Consider the following 23,022-nt stretch of genomic DNA (forward strand, 5'->3'; position numbering starts at 1 on the left):
CTATCCCCCTTTTGTACACTGTATGCAAAAGAAAAAAACTTGAAACAAACACGTTTCAAGTTTTTTAAACTACTTATTTCGTTTCACCTTCATATTGAAGCATACCGCCAACCATGTTCATTGTTTTAAATCCTTGCTCATTTAAATAATGACATACATTTTCACTGCGCATTCCCGAACGACAAATAAAGATATATTCATTCTCTTTATCAAAGAAATCTACTTTATTTGGGATATCGCCCATTTTAATATGTACAGCTTCTGGAATTTTCCCTGCTGCTACTTCTTCATCTTCCCTTACATCTACTAAAAATAACGTTTCTCCATTTTCTAAACGCTCTTGCACTTCTTCTGTAGTAATTGTTTTAACTTCTGTCATATGTCGTTCCTCCTTATATACAATAAAACCTTTAGTCTCTTCCTTAAACAACCATGTCTAATCAATTTTAGCATGCGAAAGAAAGAACGCAAAGAATGGAAAATTTATTTCTCAATTTCCCGGCAAAACTTATTCTTTACAAACATAACTCGTGCATTGTATCCTCAATATACTTGTTTTATGAAAGGAGCCAATGAAAATGACACTTTTTCTTTTCATTACGGGCATCATTTTCTTAATCGCCGCAATTATTGCACTTAGTATGAAAAATAATAAAAAGATAAAATCACCACAAGAAATGTCATTCTTATTTCTATTACTTAGTATCGCGTTCTTCGGTATAGCAATTGCCACATATATTTTCCGTCTACAAATCATGTAAAAAAAGGTGCCTACTACATACATTGCACCTTTTTCACATCATTTATTTTCTACACAAAGCTAGATACTTTCCGGTTTAAAAATTCATAAACTTTCTTTTCAAATAAATGAATATCAAATGCTCCCGCCATATGCCCATTTATACTTTCTATCTCATACACTTCCGCATACTTCCCTTGTTTTTGCAAAATGTCTACCATTTTATAATTATAACGTGACGGCTGAAGCAAATCTTGTTTGCACGGAATCATAAGTACATTTGCTTCTATGTTAGACAGTGCCTCTTCTAAAGACGAAAATCCATGCGCAATATCATGTAATAAAACTGCTTTCGCAGTGTATATCCACGAATTTGCATCTACTAACTCTATACTTCTATATGTCACTTTATTTATTTCTTTCTCAAATGATGTTAATATCGAAAACTTTTCATAAGGTTCTACTTCTATACTATTACGAGGGAATGTTGTTTCATAAAAATGCTCATCAAATGCGTTCATAAACATCATTCTATTTGCTAAATGAAGTCCCTTCATTGGCTGCTCTTCTCCATATTTTCCGCCCTTCCAACTTGGATCCAGTTGAATAGCCTCAATTGCATTTTGTGCTACATTTACCGACGTAATAATTGGATTTTGCGGGTTCGTAATAACACCAATCATCCGCTCTACCATATGAGGATAATGAACAGCCCATTGCTGCGCAATCATCCCGCCAGCTGACGGTCCCATTACAGCGTGTAGCCTTGCGATTCCCATATCTTTTATTAACTCATATTGCATACGAGCTACATCGAGAAATGTAAAAACTGGAAAATCCATAGCATATTCTTCCCCAGTTTCTGCATTAATCGATTTCGGTCCTGTTGTAATCACATATGGATTTTTCACCTGCACATTACAAAGATTATCAGTGCATATAACAAAATATTTATTTGTATCAATTGCTTTTCCTGGCCCAATTAAACCATCCCACCAACCAGACTCCTCATCATGTGCTGTATATTTCCCTGCCGCGTGACTCGTTGCACTAAAATAATGGCATACCAAAATCGCATTTGACCTTTCTCTATTTAAAGTACCATACGTCTCATACCCCATTTGAACAGGAATTCCCCTACCATTTTCAAACATAAACTCTCTTAAAACAAACTTTTCCTTTTTTACAAATTGCACAGACTCGCCCTCTTCCCGTCATAGTATGAACTGCTTCCTAAAGGATTTTTTCTATACAAACCAATCTCCTCCTTCTTTTCATAAATAAATGAATAATATACAAAATTAGCCACAAAATAGCACTATATTACACAATCAAAGAGGGAATACATATGATTTGGAATTGGCTACGTAAGAAAAAAAAATCAAATACGACAGAGAAAAACGAAACAGATAATTCAGGGCAACAGCCTAACAACAATCAAGAGGATGATAACAAAGAACAGACTAGAAGTATGAAACATAATAAAGATAGCAATGACGAGCAAAAAAAAGAAAAAAACAAGGATTCGGCTCAAGATAAACAGCAATACTCTAAGCAAAACGACTCAGATGAGAATCAACAACAAAATTCTAAACAAGACAACTCGGATCAGAATCAACAACAACACTCTAAACAAAACGACTCGAATCAAAATCAACAACAACATTCTAAACAAAACGACTCGAATCAGAATCAACAACAACACTCTAAACAAAACGACTCGAATCAGAATCAACAACAACACTCTAAACAAAACAACTCGAATCAGAATCAACAACAACATTCTAAACAAAACGACTCGAATCAGAATCAACAACAACACTCTAAACAAAACGACTCGAATCAGAATCAGCAACAAAATTCTAAACAAGGTAACTCGAATCAGAATCAACAACAAAATTCTAAACAAGGTAACTCGGATCAAGATCAGCAGCAAAGCTCTGGAAATAATAGTATTTATGATTTTACGAAACCAGAAAAAGACCGTATTCATTCTCTACAAGATTTAATAGGGAAGCTCAAAAAGTCTAGTGATTTTGTTAATTATCACACATCTGATGATGAAACGATGCCTTATTGGATTTCTTACTATCGTCCTTCACTTGATGGAGAGAAATTACAGAAATATTTAATGCCTATTCTGTTAGAACGACCTTGTACTTCATTAGAAGAGCTAAAAGAACATATTCCGATGAGTGGTATTACAATTACGAATGACTTACAAAAAATTGAGGACATGGTTTTAAAGGGACATGCGATTATTCAATTGAATCAGCAAGATCAAAAGTGCATGCTTGCAAACATTGCAATTGATACTTACCGGGCACCAAGCCCTCCATTAAATGAATCAACAGTTATCGGTCCACAAGAAGGCTTTGTAGAAGCTATTGATACGAATATTAATTTAGTACGAAAACGCCTTCCTGTTTTAGATTTACAAACAAAAGAAATGATTGTCGGCGAATTTTCCAAAACGAAAGTTGTCATGATGTATTTAGACAACCTCGCTGAAAAAGATAATGTAGATTTTCTCGAGGAGTCATTACGTGCTCTTGAATATGATCAAATTAATGATAGTGCTTATATACAAGAATTAATGGGTGAAAAGTCGATTTTCCCTCTCTATATCAATACAGAACGTACTGATAGAGTTACAAAAGCACTAATTGATGGAAAAATCGCTATTTTTGTGGATGGTTCTCCAAGTGTTCTACTAACACCTGTATCCTATTTTGATTTTTTCATTTCACCAGAAGACTATAACGTCTCTTGGCTATACGCTACATTTTCACGCATTTTACGTCTTATCGCTGTTCTATTTTCGATCTGTGCTACACCGTTATACGTTGCAGTTTTAAATTATCATTATGAGCTCATTCCAAGTGATTTACTTGAAACTTTGATTTTATCAAGGGCACAAGTACCATTCCCACCTTTAATTGAGGCACTCTTTTTAGAACTTGCAATCGACTTACTGAGAGAAGCTGGCGCGAGGTTGCCGATGAAAGTTGGTCAAACGCTCGGTATTGTAGGCGGTATCGTAATCGGACAGGCATCTGTACAAGCTGGTTTAACGAGTAACATTTTATTAATTATCGTTGCATTATCAGCACTCGCTTCCTTTATTACACCTATTTATAAAATGGGTAATGCCGTTCGATTACTACGTTTCCCATTTCTAGCATTCGCAGAAATAGGAGGACTCTTCGGCATCTCTCTTGGATTTATCTTTTTATTTACCCATCTATTTAGACTTACTTCTTTACGTAAGCCGTACGCTTTGTTTTATCCGACAAGACAACAATCCGTTAAAGATTCTTGGATTCGTTTCCCATTAACAATGATCGATACAAGAGATGTACAAGCAAGACCACAACATGTAAAAAAAGCAGCGAAAGGAATTTCAACAAAACATAGATCGGATTTTGATGATTAAGGAATGAGGTGCATTGATGAGTCAAGTTCAAGAAAAATATCAAATATCTCCTGTCTTTGTTTTCTTCTTAATTCACAGTGCACAGTTTGGTGCTGGTGTTCTCGGGTTCGCTCGAATTATTGCAAAAGCTGCTGGATACGACGGCTGGATGGGGGTTCTCCTCACAGGGATCATTATTCATATTATCATCTGGATGATGTATTATTCATTAAAAACTGTAGAAGGAAACTTAATTGATTTACACAAACAACTTTTTGGAAAATGGATCGGAAATGGTATTAATATCATTTTTATGGCTTATTTTTTCATTGTAAGCATTTCTGTTGTTAGAACATATGTCGAAATTATTCAAGTATGGATGTTTCCTAGTGCATCCACCTGGATGCTCACATTCTTTTTATGTTTAATAAGTTATTACATTATTTCATCAGGCTTCCGTGTCATTGCAGGAATTTGTGTTATTTCTGTTGGTGGAACCTTAGGTTATCTTTTTCTAAGTCTTTTCATTTTGAAATTCTCACATTGGGATAATTTACTTCCAATATTTTCACATTCTTTTACAGATATTTTGAAAGCAGCTCAACTATCTATTTATAGTATGACAGGATTTGAAATTTTCCTTATGATTTATCCATTTGTTAAAGAGCCAGAGAAATCCCATAAATTTGCGCAATATGGGGCATTATTTTCCAATATTTTATATTTATTTAGTACCATTCTCGCTTTTACATTCTTTAGCGAAAAACAATTACTCAAAACTATTTGGTCTCAGCTGTCCATGACACAAGTTATTAAGCTTCCTTTTATAGAGCGACTTGAGTATATCGCTATTTCCGGTTATGCTCTCGTTATTATTACCAGCTTTATCCTACCTTTATGGGCTGCAACTAGAGGAACGCATGAAATCTTTCGTGTGAAGCAACGAGGTATTTTGATCGCATTTATGCTTATCACTTTAGTTGTTTCACAACTTTTAACGAACAGGCATGATATTAATGATTTTATTAGCAATGTATCTAAAGTTAGTTTTTGGCTTATATATGTATACATCCCAATTCTATTTATTATTGTGTGGGTGAAAAGAAAATGGAAAAAACCAAAAGAAAATTAATAATTCTTGCTTGCATCAGTATCTTCAGTCTAACTGGTTGCTTACAAAAAAATATTATTGATGACGTTCAGCTCATTCAAGGAACTGCCTTCGATACAGCAAAAGATAATAAAGTAAAAGTTACATTCGTTTGCCCCATACAAAAAAAGGGAAATAAAGTTCAAGTCTATGAAGGAACAGGAAACGCAGTAAAACAAGTAAAGGCAGATACCTCTTTAGAATCTTCGCAACCGTTCGCAAGCGGTCAAATGCGTGTTGCCTTATTCACAACAAAGATTGCTAAAAAAGGATTATCAACTTCCTTTGATACATTGATTCGTGATGTGAATATTGGTAACTCACTGTATGTTGGACTATTAGAAGGCAGTGGTACTGAACTATTTAAAGGAAAATATAGTACATCTTACAATGTTGCGATTTATATAAAAAAAATGTTAGAACATAATATGGACACTGGGCCTTTGCCAACTGACAATTTATATTTAGGCGCCTTCAGGTACTACCGTGAAGGACAAGATTCCTATATGCCTATCCTAAAAAAACATGGAGATAAAATAAAGATTACTGGTATCGGTCTCTTGAAAAAGGATAAGTTAGTCGGCACAATTAAGTACCACGATATGTTTGTTTTCAAAGGACTGCTAGAAAAGCACCGTCTAGATTCACATGAATTTAAAACCAATCCTGGCTATGCAATGATTAATAACATCCGTTCCGTTCCTACCTACGAAGTAACTATAAAAAATGGAAAACCTTCTTTCTATATTCATGTAAAAATGGAAGCTCGTATTCAAGAATTATCTCGAAAATTCAACTTAGAAAATAAAAAGAACACGCAAAAAATAGCGAAAGCGGTTGAGAAACAGTTAGATGCAAAAGCTACAAAACTAATTAAACAGTTTAAATCCTTAAATGTTGACCCTCTTGGACTTGGAGCAAAATATAGACAACATTATCGTCCATTTAAATTAGAAGAGTGGCGAAAAATGTACAAAGATGTGCCAATTAAAGTAAAATACACCGTTAATATTACAAATTCTGGTGTAATCGAATGAGAAATGATTGAACTCCTCTCTCCAGCATGATACAACGGATAGAGGAGTTTTTATTTTAGATAGAGAGAGAAGATATTTATGGGGGAGCTTATGTCTAAAAAATTAGTAAAGCCTATTTTAAATGGTATTTTATTTCTCGGCGTCTTTTTATTTGCTCATACATACTTAAAAAATGTTTCCTTCACACGTTATTTACTTGTCGTTATACCAATGTTGCTCGTTGGTATGTTTGGCATCGACCTTATTTTATCCATTTTAATAAAAGAAGAAAAATAACGAGCAGGGCCGTCCCAAAAGTATTGCGGGATGGCTTTCTTTTTTTAACAGGTTTTGTCATTAAGTCGATATAATCTTTCACTATCGCTATCTTAACTAAAAGATGAAACTTTTGAACAGTCCCTTTTCATTTCATAATCACCCTATGTTACAATGAGATTCGGACAAAGTGAGAAAGGATGAAACAACATGACAAACGAAAAAGGTTTAGATAAAGGATACGAACTTGTTGCGAAAATGCATGAAGTATTCGGGCATCCTGTGACAAATACACCAACAAAACTAGCAGAAGAGCGCACAAAAATTCGTGCTAGCTTTATGCAAGAAGAGCTAGAAGAATTTCTAGAAGCAACGACTGTTGAAGATCAATACGATGCACTTATTGACCTTATTTACTTTGCATTCGGAACGTTTGCAGAAATGGGCGTACGTCCAGATAAAGGATTCGAAATTGTAAATAACGCAAACATGGCAAAATTATTCCCTGATGGGAAACCTCGATTCCGCGAAGGCGATGGCAAAATTCTAAAACCAGAAGGCTGGCAAGCACCAGAGCCACAACTTCGTGCTGAAATCGAACGTCAGCGCCAAGAAGCTGAAAAAAACTGCTAGGATTTCCTAGCAGTTTTTTATTATGTCTTTTTTTATGCAATTCATTAATGACCCACGTGTCCCGCGTGTCCTGCTGCTCCACTAATGCTAGCTGCTCCTGCCGCTGCCCCTGCTGCCCCTGCTCCAATTCCACCTGCCCAAGGAGAAGATTGTTGCTGTTGTTGATATTGCTGATATTGTTGGTGTTGCTGGTGTTGTTGCCCCTGCTGACCATGGTGGCTCTGTTGACCTTGTTGGCCTTGATGGTGATGATGACCATGGTGGCCGTGTTGGCCTTGGTGGTGATGATGACCATGGTGACCGTGCTGGCCTTGATGCGTTTGATAAAGAACAGCTTGCGGATGAATGTGGTGTTGACCGTGGTGATGTACTTGTTGTTGGTGATGACCATGGTGGCCGTGTTGGCCTTGGTGGTGATGATGACCATGATGACCTTGTTGGCCTTGGTGATGATGACCATGGTGACCGTGCTGGCCTTGATGGTGGTGATGACCTTGATGACCTTGATGACCTTGGTGATGATGGTGTACATGATGGCCATGTTGTCCCTGGTGATGATGATGTACATGATGACCGTGAACACCTTGCGGATACCCACCTATTCCTCCAGCTACAACACCTACTCCCGGTACCGGAAATCCTGTCTGTACTCCTCCAATGAAAGAAGGAAATGTAGTTGGTGCTCCTACTGGAATTCCTGTCTGTACGCCAGCTACTGATGTTGGAAATCCTCCTGTTACTGTAGGCATTCCAGCCCCTGATGTCGAAAACCCTCCCATTAATGTAGGCATTCCAGTTTGCATGCCAGCTACCGATGTTGGAAATCCTCCTGCTGCTCCACCCATCCAGCTCGGAATTCCACCGTACCCTTGTTGGTCAGCTCCTCCCATTAACATCATTTGTTCATAACTACCCGATCCACCTCCGAAGAAGCCATGTGGTGCATTATTGTCCATCCCTTTCATTCCTTTCACCTCTTCTACTCAATTTAGCCTACCTTTTTTATCATATTTCCTATAGAAGAATAGGTGTTTGTCTTTATTGGAATTCCGCTCCTTTTTCTTCATTCATGATAAAATTAATTAACTGAATATTTTTCTAGGAGGTGTTTCTATTGAAAAACGTAACAAAGGCTTCTATCAATGATTTAGATGCAATCTTACATATTGATATTGATGTAATCGGAGACGATAGTAGACGAGATTATATTAAACACACTATTGATAAGGGCAGATGCATCATTGTAAAAGAAAACAATTCTATTTTGGGTTTTCTAACATATGATACAAATTTCTTTGGTTGTACTTTCCTCTCATTAATCATTGTTTCGCCAGCCAAAAGAAGGCGAGGCTATGCAAGCTCGCTAATCGCATATATGTTAAGTCATTCTCCTACTCAAAAAATCTTTTCTTCAACGAACAAATCGAATAAAAGTATGCAGAAAGTATTTAACGCGAACGGTTTTATACGCAGTGGAATGATTGAAAACTTAGATGAAGGTGATCCTGAGATTATTTTTCACACAAAAAAGCTCAGAGTATAAATACTCTGAGCTTTTATTTAGAATGAATTAGTTTGCAACAACGTTAACAAGTTTTCCAGGAACTACAATTACTTTACGAACTGTTTTTCCTTCGATTTGGTCTTGAATTGCTTCAAGTGCAAGTTGTTCCATTTCTTCTTTTGATGCGTCTTTACTCATTGTTAGTTTTGCGCGAACTTTGCCCATAACTTGAACAACGATTTCAACTTCATCTTCTACAAGTTTAGACTCATCAAATGTTGGCCAGCTTGCATATGTGATTGTTTCATTGTAACCAAGTTTGCTCCATAGTTCTTCCCCGATGTGAGGTGCAACTGGTGCAATCATTTTTACGAAACCTTCTACATATTCTTTCGAAAGTGTTTCAGCTTTGTATGCATCGTTGATGAATACCATCATTTGAGAAATCGCTGTGTTGAAACGAAGCTCTGCATAGTCTTCTGTTACTTTCTTCACTGTTTGGTGGTAAGCTTTTTCAAGCTCTTTATTTGGTGCATCAGTAATTTTCTCACTTAATTCACCGTTATCTTGAATGAATAGGCGCCATACACGGTCTAGGAAACGACGAGCTCCATCAAGACCATTTTCAGACCAAGCGATTGAAGCATCTAATGGTCCCATGAACATTTCATATAGACGAAGTGTATCTGCACCGTGGCTTGCTACGATATCATCAGGGTTTACAACGTTACCTTTTGATTTACTCATTTTCTCGTTGTTTTCACCTAGAATCATACCTTGGTTGAATAATTGTTGGAACGGCTCTTTCGTTGGAACTACACCGATATCATATAATACTTTATGCCAGAAACGAGCATATAGTAAGTGAAGTACAGCGTGCTCTGCTCCGCCGATATAAATATCAACTGGAAGCCATTGTTTTACTTTTTCAGGATCTACAAGTGCTTCGCTATTGTTTGGATCGATGTAACGTAGGTAATACCAGCAGCTACCAGCCCATTGTGGCATTGTATTCGTTTCACGACGACCTTTTTTACCAGTTTCAGGATCAACAACGTTTACCCACTCTTCAATGTTAGCAAGTGGTGATTCACCTGTACCTGAAGGACGGATGTTTTCTGTTTTCGGAAGAACTAATGGTAATTCTTCTTCTTTCACAGCTGTCATTGTGCCATCTTCCCAGTGGATTACTGGAATTGGCTCACCCCAGTAACGTTGACGGCTAAATAACCAGTCACGTAGACGGTACGTTACTTTTTGATTTCCTGCGCTTGTTACTTCAAGCCACTCGATCATTTTTGCGATTGCTTCTTCTTTATTTAAACCATCAAGGAATGCTGAGTTTACGTGTGCACCATCACCTGTGTACACTTCTTTCGTAATATCTCCGCCTTTTACAACTTCCTTCATTGGAAGATTGAATACTGATGCGAATTCATAGTCACGCTCATCGTGAGCTGGAACTGCCATTACAGCACCTGTTCCGTAAGTTGCAAGAACATAATCAGCAATCCAGATTGGTAATTTCTCACCATTTACTGGGTTAACTGCGTAAGCACCAGTGAATACACCAGTTTTCTCTTTCGCAAGTTCTGTACGCTCTAAATCGCTCTTCATTTTAACAGAGTTAATGTAAGCTTCTACAGCTTCTTTTTGATCTGCTGTTGTAATTTCTGCAACAAGTGCATGTTCCGGAGCAAGTACACAATATGTTGCACCAAATAGTGTATCAGGACGCGTTGTGAAAACTGTGAATTTCTCGTCTGTACCATCGATGTTGAAGTGTACTTCTGCACCTTCAGAACGACCAATCCAGTTACGTTGCATATCTTTTAAGCTTTCTGGCCAATCAAGCTCATCTAGATCTTCTAATAGACGATCTCCATAAGCTGTAATTTTTAACATCCACTGTCTCATCGGACGACGCTCAACTGGATGTCCACCGCGCTCACTCTTACCGTCAATGATTTCTTCATTTGCAAGTACTGTACCAAGTGCTGGGCACCAGTTTACAGGTACTTCATCAACGTAAGCTAAGCCTTTTTCAAATAGTTTTAGGAAGATCCATTGTGTCCACTTGTAGTAGTTTGGATCTGTTGTATTTACTTCACGATCCCAATCGTAAGAGAAGCCTAATGCTTTAATTTGATTACGGAACGTATTAATATTAAGCTCTGTAAATTCTGCCGGGCTGTTTCCAGTATCAAGTGCATATTGCTCTGCTGGAAGACCAAATGCATCCCATCCCATTGGATGAAGAACGTTATATCCTTGCATACGCTTCATACGAGATAAAATATCTGTCGCTGTATAACCTTCTGGATGTCCTACGTGTAGACCTGCACCTGATGGATATGGGAACATATCTAGTGCATAAAATTTTGGTTTTTCTGTCTCATCTGGCGTACGGAATGTTTTATTCTCTTCCCAGTACCCTTGCCACTTTTTCTCAATATTTTGATGATTAAAGCTCATGAGATACCCTCCTTGAAATTCTATTTATTTTCACCGCCCAAAATACAAAAAACCTCTCATCCCTAGAAAGGGACGAGAGGTTATAGATTCCCGCGGTACCACCCTAAATTAATGTACAAATATACATTCGCTTAGATCCGTAACGTGGATTAACGGCAATTGCTACTGTTAGTTTCACAACTGCAACTCAAAGGCGAGTTCATAACGAAACGTGGATTGACTTGCACCGACCGTCAACTCTCTAAACCAGCTTCTATTACTACTACTCCTTCTCACTGTTATTACAAATATAAGTTAATGTGAACTACCCACCACTTCGTATCTCTAAAGAGCTTACTTAAAGCTAAGGCTTCTCGGTTAATCGTTACTCTTACTAACTAACGAATTCGTCTTAGGACAGCCGAGCTATCTCCCTTGTTCAAAAGGTTGTTTTATTTAAATATATTCTAAAACATGTTACATGTTCCGTCAAACTAAACTGCAATTTTTTCTTCAACTGTTTCTTCTACTTTTACTCGTTTATCATACATGCTCGTTGCAATAATCGCTACTACAAGCATTACCATGATTGCTATAAACAATACTTCCATATTGTATAAATCAACAATTGCTCCGCCAACGACCGGTCCGAACATTTTCCCTACAGTCGCTGCGCTATTTACAACCCCTTGATAAAACCCTAACTTATCTTTTGGTGCAAGTATATTTGCAATGGTCGGAACTGCTGGCCATACGAATAACTCACCGATTGTTAACGTCACCATCGCAACGAGGAACATCGTAAATTGCTGCGCTTGACTTAACACAATAAATGACGCCGCAAAAATGACGATTCCTATCATAATTTGTTGTTTTAAAGAACGCTTCATCCAGCGAATTAACATACTAACAAGTGGCTGCGCACAAACAATCATCGCTCCGTTTATCGTCCATAATAAACTATAATGGCGGAGGCTAATATCTAATTCCCGCATATGAGTCGCAATCGCCCCTTGCCACTGTACATATGTAACCCAGCATAAAGCATATGCTACACATACGATAAGAAGTGCTTTGAATCCTGGTGTAAGTGTCCAGCCTTTTTTCGTTTCGACTTCTTTTTGCACTCCTGGCTCTTTCTTGTCTTCCATACCACGGAATCCAATAAAAGCAATTAAGAAGAAAACAAAGTACAAAACAAAATTGGCTAAGAAAATATAATCAAAACGGTAAGATGCAACTAAACCACCGCACGCTGTTCCGATCGCAATACCAACGTTTTGCCCAACATACATCGCATTAAATGCTCGTCTTCCGCCCTCTGGCCAAACCGTACCGACCATCGCATACATCGATGGGAAGACCATTCCAGAACCAAAGCCGATTAATGCTAACCACACAACATATAACGGCCAACCGTGGAAGAACACAAGACCTAAAATCGATACGAGTGTAATGACAATCCCTACTAAAGTTGATTTGTAACCGCCCCATTTATCAAACAAAACACCGCCGAGCAAGTTTCCGATTACACCAGTAAGCGAGTTGATCATTAATACCATTCCGGCCACAGATAAAGATTTTCCTAGGTGATCATGCAAATAAATTGTATTAAAAGGCCATAAAAAAGAAGCACCCGTGACATTAATAATCATCCCAGCTACTAATAGCCATACTTTCCTTGGCATAGTCTCCCCTCCTATTCTATTTTTTCGTTCATCTATAACAGTAAAATTGTAGTCGTTTTTAAATAGGAAGGCAACTGATTAATAGTTGATGAAATTCAGATAATGGTTTTTCGGTAAATGAAATTATATGGATTGCTACTTAAAAATATATCAGCGATTTTCTAATTATATCGACTTACCGACGAAAAACGACATCAACAACAATATATAAAAAAAAGGGAGACTGCATGAAATTCATGCAGTCTCCCTTTTTTTATACTATCCAACTTCTTTTTCTCGCTTCGCACGTTCTTTCGCACTCCATTTAAATATTTTATCTAGTAGAGAGTATATTCTCCCAGACTCCTTCGTTAATAACGGTCCTAACGATGCTAATATTAAAACGTACAGTGCAGAGAACGGTTTAATCGTTGCCATTAAACCACCCGCGATGCCAATATTGGCTACAATAATGGAGAACTCTCCGCGTGATACGAGGGTTAAACCGATATTCGTAGAAGCCTTATGCGATAACCCGGCTTTACGTCCCGCCATCATTCCAGCTGTAAAATTACCGATGAGCGTAATGAAAACTGCTCCTAATGCCAACCACACTGCTCCTCCAAGTGAAAACGGATCTATACTTAAACCGAAACTGAAAAAGAATATGGCTCCAAAGAAGTCACGAAATGGAACGACGAGATGCTCAATCCGATCACTATGCTCTGTTTCAGAAAAGACGAGTCCTAACAATAATGCTCCAATTGCCTCAGCAACATGAATCGTTTCTGAAAATCCTGCTACAAAGAATAAAATAGCGAATATTACGATAATAAAAATTTCGTTTGACGAAATATCTAATACTTTATTTAAAAACGGCGTAGCTTTTCTAGCGATTACAAAGAATAGTAGCATATACCCTACCGCGATTAACACCGATGTAAGAGCACCTACAAATGATGTTGCACCACCGAGTACTAACCCTGAAACGACTGATAAATATACAGCTAAAAAGATATCATCAAACATAATGATTCCTAATATTAATTCAGTCTCTTTATTACCAGATCTTCTTAAATCAACAATTACTTTTGCAACAATTGCACTCGATGAAATTGTAATGATTCCAGCAATAATTAATGTTTCTAATAAGGGGAATCCCATAACATATCCATAAAGTAAACCTAATATGAAATTAAGCGATATATGAACACTACCCCCAAAAGCAATCGACTTTCCTGATTTAATTAATTTTTTTATTGAGAATTCTAAACCTAAGTAGAATAAGAGGAATATGACGCCAACACGGCCGAGGAAGGAAATAACTTCTCCGCTTTCAATAAACCTTAAATCGATAAGTCCTAAATCTGGGGCATGAGGCCCCACTAACATACCGAGTATAATGAGAAACGGAATAATCGAGAACTTTAACTTCGCAGCGAGGATAGCTGCAAAAGCTACTAATACTAACGCAGTTCCAACTTCAAAGATTAAAGTATCCATCGATTAGGAATCACCTCCTGCTGAAAGCAATTCATTAATAATTCTTTTCACTTCATGTCTTTCACCCGATAATACGAGCATATCGCCAGCTTCAATAATAGAGTCTGGACCTGGATTAAAGAATTTCTTCATATTCTTTTTCAAAATAGCAATAATCGTTACGTTATATGTTTTTCTGACATGTAAGCTACCAATTGTTTGTTGTACTACTGGTGCATTATTCTCCACCTTAAACCATTCAATTGATAATCCTTCAAAAGCCATCTCAATTGTGTCTAGCGCTTGCGGCCTATATACCATTCCGCCTAATATAGCCGCAATTTGTCTCGCTTCAGAATCACGAAGAGAAATGCTTGAAATACTCTCATCGTGATCCGCATCAAAATGATACATTTCTCTTCGACCATCATCATGAATAACGATAACCATTTTTTCATTACCTTTTGTTATCACTTCGAATTTACATCCAATGCCCGGTAGTTCACTCTCTCTAATATTCATATTTTCCGCCTCCTAAAGTTTTTAGTTACGGCTTTTACAAATCTACATCAATCTCTGTTTTAAACTTCTCATCTTTTGCGATTCCTAAATACTTGAGCGTCTCTGATGGAGTTGCGTGATGAAAATGCTTTTGCAATAGCGCAATCGCTATTCCTCTTTTGTACGCATGAAATCCAAATGTTTTTCGCATTGAATTCGTTCCAATCTTTCCAACAATCCCAACCGCTTCAGCTGCGCTATGGATAACACGATACGCTTGTTGGCGCGAGATTGAATTTGTCGTTTTATTAGATTGAAATACGTAGTTTTCTCTTTGAGTATCAATAGATTGTACGTACTCTAAAAGCGCTTCTTTTACTTTTGTATTTAAATAAATATCTTGTTTAAATTTTTCATCTTTTACAGGAAGAGAATAAAACTCTTTAACAGTTCCATCTTCATTTAATACCTCTTCAAATTTCATACTAAGTAGCTCCGTAATCTTTAATCCAGTGTTGATCCCAATAACAAATAAAAGATAATCTCGCTGCGAGTGCTCTTTTAAATACTTTTTCATATCCTCAATTTGGCTTATATCTTTTAATGCCTCTACAACTTCCATACATGTATCTCCTCATCTTATGAACGGTAATTTTCTCATTATCCTGTCCATTTTACCTTATCATGCTATGAGATTTCCATGTATTATCCATTATTTTCACAATATACTCTTACGACAATTTTTCATTTAGAAATTTATGATTGTACAAATACGGTGTGGGTAGAAAAAATAGGGGGGTACAAATTCAGCTTCTTCCTATAGATCGGATTCCTCCTTTCACTTTTCGGTTGCTGATACTCACATACTATGTTACTTATTTATATTATATTATATATTTCAGTAACATTAAAGTGTTTTTTTCTGAAAATACAAAAAGCCGAGCACTTTCACTCGACTTTTTCCCTATTAATCTTCTTTTGGAAGAACAATTCCTTTATACAATTGAACTGTAATGAAGTAATAAATCGCATAAATAACTACAAAAATTACGATTGGTACCCAAATACGGAAGTACGGATCAACTAGAATAAATCCGAAAATATTCATACCAACTAATACGTGAGCGATACCTAGAATTGCTGGGAATAAGAATACTAAGAATAGCTCTTTATAAATCGATTTCGTTAATAACTCACGGCGCACACCGATTTTACGAAGCATTTGATAACGCGTAATATCTTTTGATGCACCAGAAAGAATTTTAAACATTAAACAACTTGCCATCATTGCTAAGAATGCAATACCAAGGAAGAACCCCATAAATACTGTTCCACTCGCAATCCCATAGAACATATCGTAAGTTTGATATTTACTGCTCATTCTTTCAGCTGTTACATTTTTATATTTATCTAGCTGCAACTCGTCAAGTTTTTTCCATTCTTTTGTATATGTTAAAAAGTCTTCTGTTTTTCCGATAAATGCTATACCTTCTTTACCATTTATCCCATCGTACATTTTTTGATCTACAATTTTAATTGCATGATCTTCGCTTATATAATAGGGATGAATTGTACTAAAAGCATCTACCCATTCTACTGAAAGCTCTTTAGTATTCGCATCTTTTTCATTCATTTCTCTAGAAACTGCACCTACTGGTAGTTCCGCTGAAACGTTCTTTGTATTCACTAAATCCTTCATCGACTTCATATTCGCCATATCTTTTATTAAAGGACGATTTTTCTCTAAATCTTCTTTTACGTAATAAACATATTTATCATCAACTTTGTAACGATATTCATTTTTCTCTTTAAATGTAATACCATCTAAAATTTTCTTTTCTTCAGCTGTTGGATTATGAACTACTGAATCATATATTACTAAACCATCAACCATTTTTATAACGTTATTTTTAAACGCCATACCACCTGAAATCGCACCAGCTCCAAGCGCTACTAACATCGCTACTGTCGCGAGTACTTTCGTTAAACTATTAATGCGGAAATTTAATTGAGCAAATGTAAAAGCGTTAAGCCCTTTTTCACTACGCTTTTTATTACTTTTTAACTTTTTAATAATAACTGGAAGAAGTGATCCAAATAGCATGTAAGTACCAGTTGTTGTTGTAATTAATGCAATAAGGATTCCCATTTCTCTTAGTTTTTCCATATAAATCATTGATGCATAGCCAATTCCTAATAAAATAACAGCAAGGATTGCAACGACACCTGTCATTTTTCCTTTTACTGCAACACGCTCTGTTTGTGCATCTGCATGTACAAGTTGCAGTACAGAAATACGTGATAACTTAATACTGTTCATAATTGCTGATAATACAAATAGTGCGAAGAAGAAAATGCAAGTAACAGTCATAGATGGTAGATAAAATGCTTTATATCCTTCACCAGCGAATTCCAATTGTTTCATTAATAATTGACCGATACCTTCTGCAAGTCCTACACCAACTGTAATACCAATTGCAAGAGACGCAGCACCTAATACAATCGTTTCAATAAACATAAGCAATGTAACTTTATGTTTTTTTGCTCCTAACATCATATACATACCAAACTCTTTTTGACGAAGAGATAATAAGAAAGAGTTCGCATATAAAATATAGAAGAACGTTATAATGGCTAGTAAAAATGAACCTGCTTGGAATACGAATCCAATTGATTGAATAACTGAGTTAGATTCGATAAACGTTTTATTCAGCGCTAACGTTTGGAACATATAAAAAATTGAGATAGACATGACAAGACCAACAAGTAAGACGATATAATCTTTCAGCTTACTTTTCAGCCCCGACATGGAAAGTTTAAATAACATACTGGAACCTCCTTTCTTACGCTTTTTGTGTACCTAAATCTGCAAGTACATCTAAAATTTCTTTGTAGAACTCTTCACGCGTACCACCGCGATGAATTTCTTTATACAGTTCACCGTCTTGAATGAACAAAATACGCTGACAGTAACTTGCACTATACGGATCATGCGTAACCATCATAATCGATACGCTTTGATCTTTATTTAAGTTTGTCATCGCATCAAGTAAGCTCGTTGCATTTTTAGAATCAAGAGCTCCTGTTGGCTCGTCCCCTAAAATAATTGCTGGCTCATGCACAAGCGCGCGCGCTGCTGCTGAACGCTGCTTTTGTCCACCAGATACTTCAGATGGATACTTTTGAAGAATTTCTGTAATCCCTAGCATATTCGCTACTTTCTCTACTTTCGGTCCAATATTACGTGATGAAACACCTTGAAGGGAAAGCGGAAGTGCGATGTTTTCATAAATAGATAAGTTCTCTAATAAGTTAAAGTCTTGGAAAATGAATCCTAACTTTTGTGAACGGAAATCAGAAAGCTCACCTTGTTTCATTTTCGTAATGTCCGTACCCGCAATTTCAACAACGCCGCCCGTTGCTTTATCAAGCGTTGAAATTACATTTAATAATGTCGTTTTACCAGAACCAGATGGTCCCATAATTCCAACAAATTCACCCTCTTGAATTGAGAATGAAACACCTTTTAATGCGTGTGATTGGTTCTCACCTTTTTTACCGTACACTTTTTGAACGTTTTTCACGTCTACAACTGGTTTCGTCATATATATCCTCCTACGCTTGTTTTTCCATTACCTATTTTGCGCCTTTTGGAAGCGAACTGCTATTTGTTAACATTACAATTACCTTACACTTTTGTAATATAAAAAAGGCGTGCGTGTAAGGTTCGTTTTCTTTTGGATCAACCTCATTGATAAATGAAATTTTATCGGCGATTCTCAAAGGAATATCGACTTATCGAAAAAAGATGACAATAAAAATAGACTGTTCCACAAAAGGAACAGTCTATTTCTTTAAAGGTGTTACCGTCCAGTACGTAATAACACGCCAAATCCATTCTAGAGGACCCATCTTAAAGATTTTCATCCAAATTACGCTAAACACAATTTGAATTGCATAAATTGCGATACACACATATAACGTCTGAATATACGTTAAGTTTTCTGCAAAGTTAAATACACTACCAGCAATTAAAATCATTGCAGTTTGTCCGATATAATTCGTTAAAGCCATACGACCGTAGTATTTCAATGGTGCTAACAATGTTTGAACTGGTTTTAACTGAAGTAATAAAATTAATGCTCCTACATAGAAAGCTGAAATAATTGGTCCAACTGTAACACCAATTTTTAAGAATTGACCTGCAGCTTCCATTGTTCCATCTTCATTCATAATTATCATATTTACAAATGGATTAGCAGGAACATGCCCATATTGATACCATATAGCTACTACACTTAAAACAAACATAATGCCTGTAAAAATAGCGACTTGTTTGATTTTCACTGAAAGATTTTCAAACACTTTATACTGCCCTGCAGCAAGACCTAATAAAATTAAACCTAATGGTAATAATTCCTTAGCTGCCATAATACTAAAAGCTATCGTAAGAATAAGACCAATTACTAAATTCACTTCTTTTTTCGCTTTATAAAACGGTAAAACGACTAATCCACAAATTGCGTATAAGGCTAGTGCTTCTCCAGGCTGAAACATTTGATGAATTAAACCAAAAATAAATAGTGCAACTACGCGGCGTAGAAATAGAACGTACCCATTCTTCCCTTTCGCAATCGCTCTTGTAATGAAGATGTAGAATCCTACTCCAAATAAGAATGAGAAAATCGAGAAGAAACGACCTTCCACAAATAAGTATAGAAACCTTTGATAACTAGCATCTACTGTATTAGGATCTGGCACTTTAATATTCAGTAGCGCTAGAATATTTACTAAAATAATCCCCAGTAATGCGAAGCCACGAATGTAATCTAACTCATCAATTCGTTTGTTTGTAATGTTGTTCCCCATAAAGCAACTCCTTGTCCAAAATTTAATCCTCCCTTACTCTACTGGAAAAGTAAGCTTACAACTATCAGCAAACCTTACAGAAATCTTACATTATTGTCATATAGCAAAATAAAACCAGGTCATATTGCGACCTGGTTTACTCTGATTGTTTTGATCTTTGAGGTTGTCCTTTTTTACTATTACGCTGCTTCACTTGCACAACCGGATCAAGCTCATTTGAAAACTCAGCGTTATGTCCATTTTGCGTTTTTTGCTCTGGGTTATTTTGATCTGAACGTTTCGCCATTACATTCACTCCTTATTAGTGCGGTGTAATAATCATTTGATGTTGCAGTTGGCGAATTGCCATGCGTGCTCTATTTAACTGCTCACGTTGCTCATCATTCGCATGTTGCTGCATCGTTTGTAAATCGTTATATGCTTGTTCTAATTGTAACTGTGCATCTGAATACTCCATCGTATTATAATGCTCTTGTCTCATACCTTGATCTAATTGTTCTTTCGCATATTCCACCGCTTGCTCTGCTTGTGTAATATACGATTCAAGTGATTGACGCTCTGCCATAATTGTCCCTCCTTGCTTCAATTCCCCTTTAGTGTGTCCCTTCCATCTGAACCTTATGAGTATGTTATAATGGATTTTGTTTCATTTTGACTCGTCTTAGGAGGGAAAGTAATGAAGGTTCAAAACCCTTTTCCATATACAAACGACAATAAACGTTATCATACATGGAATTACCATTTACGAAATGAATTTGGTGAAAAAATCTTTAAAGTTTCATTAGATGCTGGCTTCGATTGCCCGAACCGTGACGGTACAGTTGCTTATGGCGGTTGTACATTTTGCAGCGCTGCTGGATCTGGTGACTTCGCTGGCGATCGCCGCGATGATGTTATAACGCAATATCATGAAATGAAAGAGAAAATGCGCTCAAAGTGGAAAGATGGCAAATGTATCGCTTATTTCCAAGCATACACAAATACACACGCACCACTTGAAGTGTTAAAAGAAAAATTCGAACCGCTTCTAGCAGAAAAAGACGTTGTCGGTCTTTCTATTGCGACTCGTCCAGATTGTTTACCTGACGATGTCGTTGAATATTTAGCGGCCTTAAATAAACGCACGTATCTTTGGGTTGAACTTGGACTACAAACCGTTCATGAACGCACTGCAAACCTTATTAATCGCGCTCATGACTACCCATCTTACGTGGAAGGCGTAAATAAATTACGTAAGCACGGCATTAGAGTTTGCTCTCATATTATTAACGGTCTTCCCCTTGAAGATTACGACATGATGATGGAAACAGCTCGTGAAGTAGCGAAGCTTGATGTACAAGGAATTAAAATTCATTTACTTCATTTATTAAAAGGAACGCCAATGGTGAAGCAATATGAAAAAGGACAACTAGAATTCCTTTCTCTTGAGGATTACGTAAGTCTCGTTGTTGACCAACTTGAAATGATTCCAGAAGACGTAATTGTGCACCGCATCACAGGTGACGGCCCACCTGATTTAATGATTGGTCCCATGTGGAGCTTAAATAAATGGGAAGTATTAAATTCCATCGATGCAGAATTTGTACGCCGCGGAAGCTGGCAAGGAAAATATGCAAATGAGGAGAAACAAAAATGAAATTAGAACGTGTATTACCGTTTGCTCGCACACTCTTGCAAACGACTGTTAAAGAAGGCGATTACGCTGTAGATGCAACACTTGGAAATGGTCATGATACTTGCTTCCTAGCTGAAATTGTTGGAGATAACGGAAAAGTATTTGGATTTGATATTCAAAAAGAAGCAATTGAAAGTTCTACTATCCGTCTAAAAGAAAAAAAACTTTTCGAGCGTACTGTTTTAGTTCACGATAGTCACGATACACTTGCATCCATATTGCCAGAAGATGCGAAAGGAAAAGTAACAGGCGCAATCTTCAACTTAGGTTACCTTCCAGGTGGAGACAAACACATCGTTACAAAGCCGAACTCAACAATCTCGGCAATTGAACAATTACTAGAAGTAATGGCACCTGAAGGAATCATCGTCCTTGTCATTTACCACGGACACCCAGAAGGACAAGTAGAACGCGACGCTGTTCTCAAATTTGCAGAAGAACTAGACCAAAAACAAGCTCACGTACTGCGATATGGCTTCATTAACCAGCAAAATAACCCGCCATTTATTGTAGCGATTGAGAAGCGATAAAGTGAAACTTTAATCAGCCCTCACCAATCGGGAATTTGCTTGAGAATTATATCAACGATTTTTCAATTATATCTATCGTAACTCCCAATATATCAAAGATTTTTTCGATATATCTATCATAACTTACAAAATATCAACGATTTTTCAGATATATCGATCGTTCGACAAAACATAACAAAAAAAGACGTGCACTCATTGCACGTCTTCTTCTTATTCTCCTATATAATGGATGTATACAATATTTGAAGAAAGAAGGATAGAACTTTGCTAGTAGAACTAAGGGGAATTCAAAAGAAGTATGGCAAATCACTTATACTAGACAACATTGATTTATCCATTCCAGAAGGAGAAGCACTCGCTATTATTGGCGGGAACGGGACTGGAAAAAGTAATCTACTCAAAATAATTGCAGGATTTATTTCACCTACGGCAGGGACACTTCAAAAAAAAGAACATATACAAATTGGCTATGTACCTGAACATTTTCCTGAAGGGATTCGTTTTACGTTAGAAGATTATCTATATCATCTCGGCCACATTCACGGTTTATCAACAAAATATTTAAAAGATAAAATTCCGATGCTTCTTGAATCTTTTCATTTACATCATGCAAGACATTCCGTTGTACGAAACTTTTCAAAAGGTATGAAACAAAAAACTGGTATTATGCAAGCATTGCTTACGGACGTCCATTTATTAATTTTAGATGAACCTCTTTCTGGGCTCGATCCTAACTCTCAGCAAGAATTGGAACATATTTTACTCTCATTAAAACGACAAGGCATATCTATACTCTTCACATGTCACGAAAAGCAACTATTAGAAAACTTCGCCGATAGAATTGTGACGTTAGCAAATCATACAATCAAGGAAAATATCTCTGTGCAAAAATTAGCAGAACAAGTCTATATTGAAGCAATTGTTCACGAAACATTTTCAGCGATAGAACTACGGAAACAATTAGGATTTATACACGTTGTACACAATTCAAATCAAAACCTTATTCAATTACAAATCGAAAAAGAATATACAAACGAAATGCTTCAGTTTTTATTACATAAAAAAGCATCTATCACACTGCTACAACCTAACTTTTAAATCGAAAGAAGGT

General features: G+C 36.6%; 23 protein-coding genes and 1 other annotated feature. Of the genes, 10 read left to right on the plus strand and 13 right to left on the minus strand.

Translation table 11 applies throughout. The features are described from left to right. Window positions 1-73: 73 nt before the first annotated feature. Window positions 74-379, minus strand: coding sequence for a rhodanese-like domain-containing protein (locus AC3WTA_RS11325; RefSeq protein ID WP_000141210.1), 306 nt, complete (start codon window positions 377-379; stop codon window positions 74-76). Window positions 380-578: 199 nt separating this feature from the next. Between AC3WTA_RS11325 and AC3WTA_RS11330 the strand changes: the two genes are divergently transcribed. Then, window positions 579-761 carry a hypothetical protein gene (locus AC3WTA_RS11330; protein WP_000171896.1) on the plus strand — a complete coding sequence of 61 codons (183 nt, stop codon included), beginning with the start codon at window positions 579-581 and terminating at the stop codon, window positions 759-761. Window positions 762-810: 49 nt separating this feature from the next. On the opposite strand, the gene AC3WTA_RS11335 is transcribed toward AC3WTA_RS11330, so the two are convergent. Further along, a complete protein-coding gene (locus AC3WTA_RS11335) occupies window positions 811-1,935 on the minus strand; it encodes a homoserine O-acetyltransferase family protein (RefSeq protein WP_001160995.1) in 1,125 nt (374 codons plus the stop codon). A 152-nt stretch (window positions 1,936-2,087) separates the two neighbouring features. Here AC3WTA_RS11335 and AC3WTA_RS11340 point away from each other — a divergent pair, with 152 nt between their 5' ends. The 5 genes from AC3WTA_RS11340 (at window position 2,088) to AC3WTA_RS11360 (ending at window position 7,229) form a co-directional block, all read left to right on the plus strand. After that, window positions 2,088-4,175, plus strand: a complete 2,088-nt coding sequence (locus AC3WTA_RS11340) for a spore germination protein (RefSeq protein ID WP_081339433.1) — start codon at window positions 2,088-2,090, stop codon at window positions 4,173-4,175. 16 nt (window positions 4,176-4,191) lie between these two features. After that, on the plus strand, window positions 4,192-5,286 hold the full coding sequence (locus AC3WTA_RS11345) for a spore germination protein (protein ID WP_000084571.1): 1,095 nt from the start codon (window positions 4,192-4,194) through the stop codon (window positions 5,284-5,286). Beyond that, window positions 5,262-6,341, plus strand: coding sequence for a Ger(x)C family spore germination protein (locus AC3WTA_RS11350; RefSeq protein WP_000416066.1), 1,080 nt, complete (start codon window positions 5,262-5,264; stop codon window positions 6,339-6,341). Before AC3WTA_RS11345 ends, AC3WTA_RS11350 begins: the two co-directional genes overlap by 25 nt. 90 nt (window positions 6,342-6,431) lie before the next feature. Continuing rightward, on the plus strand, window positions 6,432-6,617 hold the full coding sequence (locus AC3WTA_RS11355) for a hypothetical protein (protein ID WP_000038782.1): 186 nt from the start codon (window positions 6,432-6,434) through the stop codon (window positions 6,615-6,617). A gap of 189 nt (window positions 6,618-6,806) precedes the next feature. Further along, a complete protein-coding gene (locus AC3WTA_RS11360) occupies window positions 6,807-7,229 on the plus strand; it encodes a pyrophosphohydrolase domain-containing protein (RefSeq protein WP_000180553.1) in 423 nt (140 codons plus the stop codon). 44 nt (window positions 7,230-7,273) lie between these two features. On the opposite strand, the gene AC3WTA_RS11365 is transcribed toward AC3WTA_RS11360, so the two are convergent. Then, a complete protein-coding gene (locus tag AC3WTA_RS11365; RefSeq protein ID WP_098098273.1) occupies window positions 7,274-8,194 on the minus strand; it encodes a hypothetical protein in 921 nt (306 codons plus the stop codon). A gap of 149 nt (window positions 8,195-8,343) precedes the next feature. Between AC3WTA_RS11365 and AC3WTA_RS11370 the strand changes: the two genes are divergently transcribed. Further along, complete coding sequence (locus tag AC3WTA_RS11370; RefSeq protein WP_000800321.1) at window positions 8,344-8,772, plus strand: GNAT family N-acetyltransferase; 429 nt, start codon at window positions 8,344-8,346, stop codon at window positions 8,770-8,772. Between the two features lie 27 nt (window positions 8,773-8,799). Here AC3WTA_RS11370 and leuS read toward each other — a convergent pair whose 3' ends face one another. From leuS to AC3WTA_RS11420, 10 genes are all read right to left on the minus strand, one after another. Next, window positions 8,800-11,208: a leucine--tRNA ligase gene (gene leuS / locus AC3WTA_RS11375; protein ID WP_000009481.1), complete on the minus strand. Its 2,409-nt coding sequence runs from the start codon at window positions 11,206-11,208 to the stop codon at window positions 8,800-8,802. A gap of 65 nt (window positions 11,209-11,273) precedes the next feature. Further along, window positions 11,274-11,493, minus strand: a binding site (T-box leader). A gap of 188 nt (window positions 11,494-11,681) precedes the next feature. Then, the gene (locus AC3WTA_RS11380) at window positions 11,682-12,875 is read right to left on the minus strand and encodes an MDR family MFS transporter (RefSeq protein WP_001137571.1); all 1,194 of its coding nucleotides are present in this window, start codon (window positions 12,873-12,875) and stop codon (window positions 11,682-11,684) included. A gap of 258 nt (window positions 12,876-13,133) precedes the next feature. Beyond that, entirely contained in the window at window positions 13,134-14,357 is a 1,224-nt protein-coding gene (locus AC3WTA_RS11385) for a cation:proton antiporter (protein WP_000380164.1), read from the minus strand. Between the two features lie 3 nt (window positions 14,358-14,360). Further along, the gene (locus tag AC3WTA_RS11390; protein WP_001026048.1) at window positions 14,361-14,858 is read right to left on the minus strand and encodes a cation:proton antiporter regulatory subunit; all 498 of its coding nucleotides are present in this window, start codon (window positions 14,856-14,858) and stop codon (window positions 14,361-14,363) included. A gap of 34 nt (window positions 14,859-14,892) precedes the next feature. Beyond that, the gene (locus tag AC3WTA_RS11395; protein ID WP_492332882.1) at window positions 14,893-15,459 is read right to left on the minus strand and encodes a tyrosine-type recombinase/integrase; all 567 of its coding nucleotides are present in this window, start codon (window positions 15,457-15,459) and stop codon (window positions 14,893-14,895) included. Window positions 15,460-15,804: 345 nt separating this feature from the next. Further along, window positions 15,805-17,664, minus strand: coding sequence for an FtsX-like permease family protein (locus AC3WTA_RS11400; RefSeq protein WP_000897807.1), 1,860 nt, complete (start codon window positions 17,662-17,664; stop codon window positions 15,805-15,807). A 16-nt stretch (window positions 17,665-17,680) separates the two neighbouring features. Further along, window positions 17,681-18,442 (minus strand): ABC transporter ATP-binding protein, encoded by a 762-nt coding sequence (locus tag AC3WTA_RS11405; protein WP_000165857.1) that lies wholly within the window; start codon window positions 18,440-18,442, stop codon window positions 17,681-17,683. A 241-nt stretch (window positions 18,443-18,683) separates the two neighbouring features. Next, the gene (locus AC3WTA_RS11410) at window positions 18,684-19,706 is read right to left on the minus strand and encodes a DUF418 domain-containing protein (RefSeq protein WP_000527740.1); all 1,023 of its coding nucleotides are present in this window, start codon (window positions 19,704-19,706) and stop codon (window positions 18,684-18,686) included. Between the two features lie 136 nt (window positions 19,707-19,842). Next, window positions 19,843-19,992 (minus strand): hypothetical protein, encoded by a 150-nt coding sequence (locus AC3WTA_RS11415; protein ID WP_001129345.1) that lies wholly within the window; start codon window positions 19,990-19,992, stop codon window positions 19,843-19,845. A gap of 15 nt (window positions 19,993-20,007) precedes the next feature. Beyond that, window positions 20,008-20,271 (minus strand): YtzC family protein, encoded by a 264-nt coding sequence (locus AC3WTA_RS11420; protein ID WP_000840869.1) that lies wholly within the window; start codon window positions 20,269-20,271, stop codon window positions 20,008-20,010. A 111-nt stretch (window positions 20,272-20,382) separates the two neighbouring features. On the opposite strand from AC3WTA_RS11420, the gene mnmL reads away from it, so the two are divergent. The 3 genes from mnmL to AC3WTA_RS11435 all read left to right on the plus strand — a co-directional run bounded on the left by mnmL (window position 20,383) and on the right by AC3WTA_RS11435 (window position 23,009). After that, window positions 20,383-21,342 (plus strand): tRNA modification radical SAM protein MnmL/YtqA, encoded by a 960-nt coding sequence (gene mnmL, locus AC3WTA_RS11425; RefSeq protein WP_000868026.1) that lies wholly within the window; start codon window positions 20,383-20,385, stop codon window positions 21,340-21,342. Further along, the gene (gene mnmM, locus AC3WTA_RS11430) at window positions 21,339-21,911 is read left to right on the plus strand and encodes a tRNA 5-(aminomethyl)-2-thiouridylate-methyltransferase MnmM (protein ID WP_000764504.1); all 573 of its coding nucleotides are present in this window, start codon (window positions 21,339-21,341) and stop codon (window positions 21,909-21,911) included. The genes mnmL and mnmM overlap by 4 nt, the downstream gene beginning before the upstream one ends. Window positions 21,912-22,175: 264 nt before the next feature. Continuing rightward, window positions 22,176-23,009, plus strand: a complete 834-nt coding sequence (locus AC3WTA_RS11435; RefSeq protein WP_000959719.1) for an ABC transporter ATP-binding protein — start codon at window positions 22,176-22,178, stop codon at window positions 23,007-23,009. Window positions 23,010-23,022: the final 13 nt, after the last annotated feature.

The sequence above is a fragment of the Bacillus sp. EB106-07-01-XG149 genome (genome assembly GCF_058791555.1).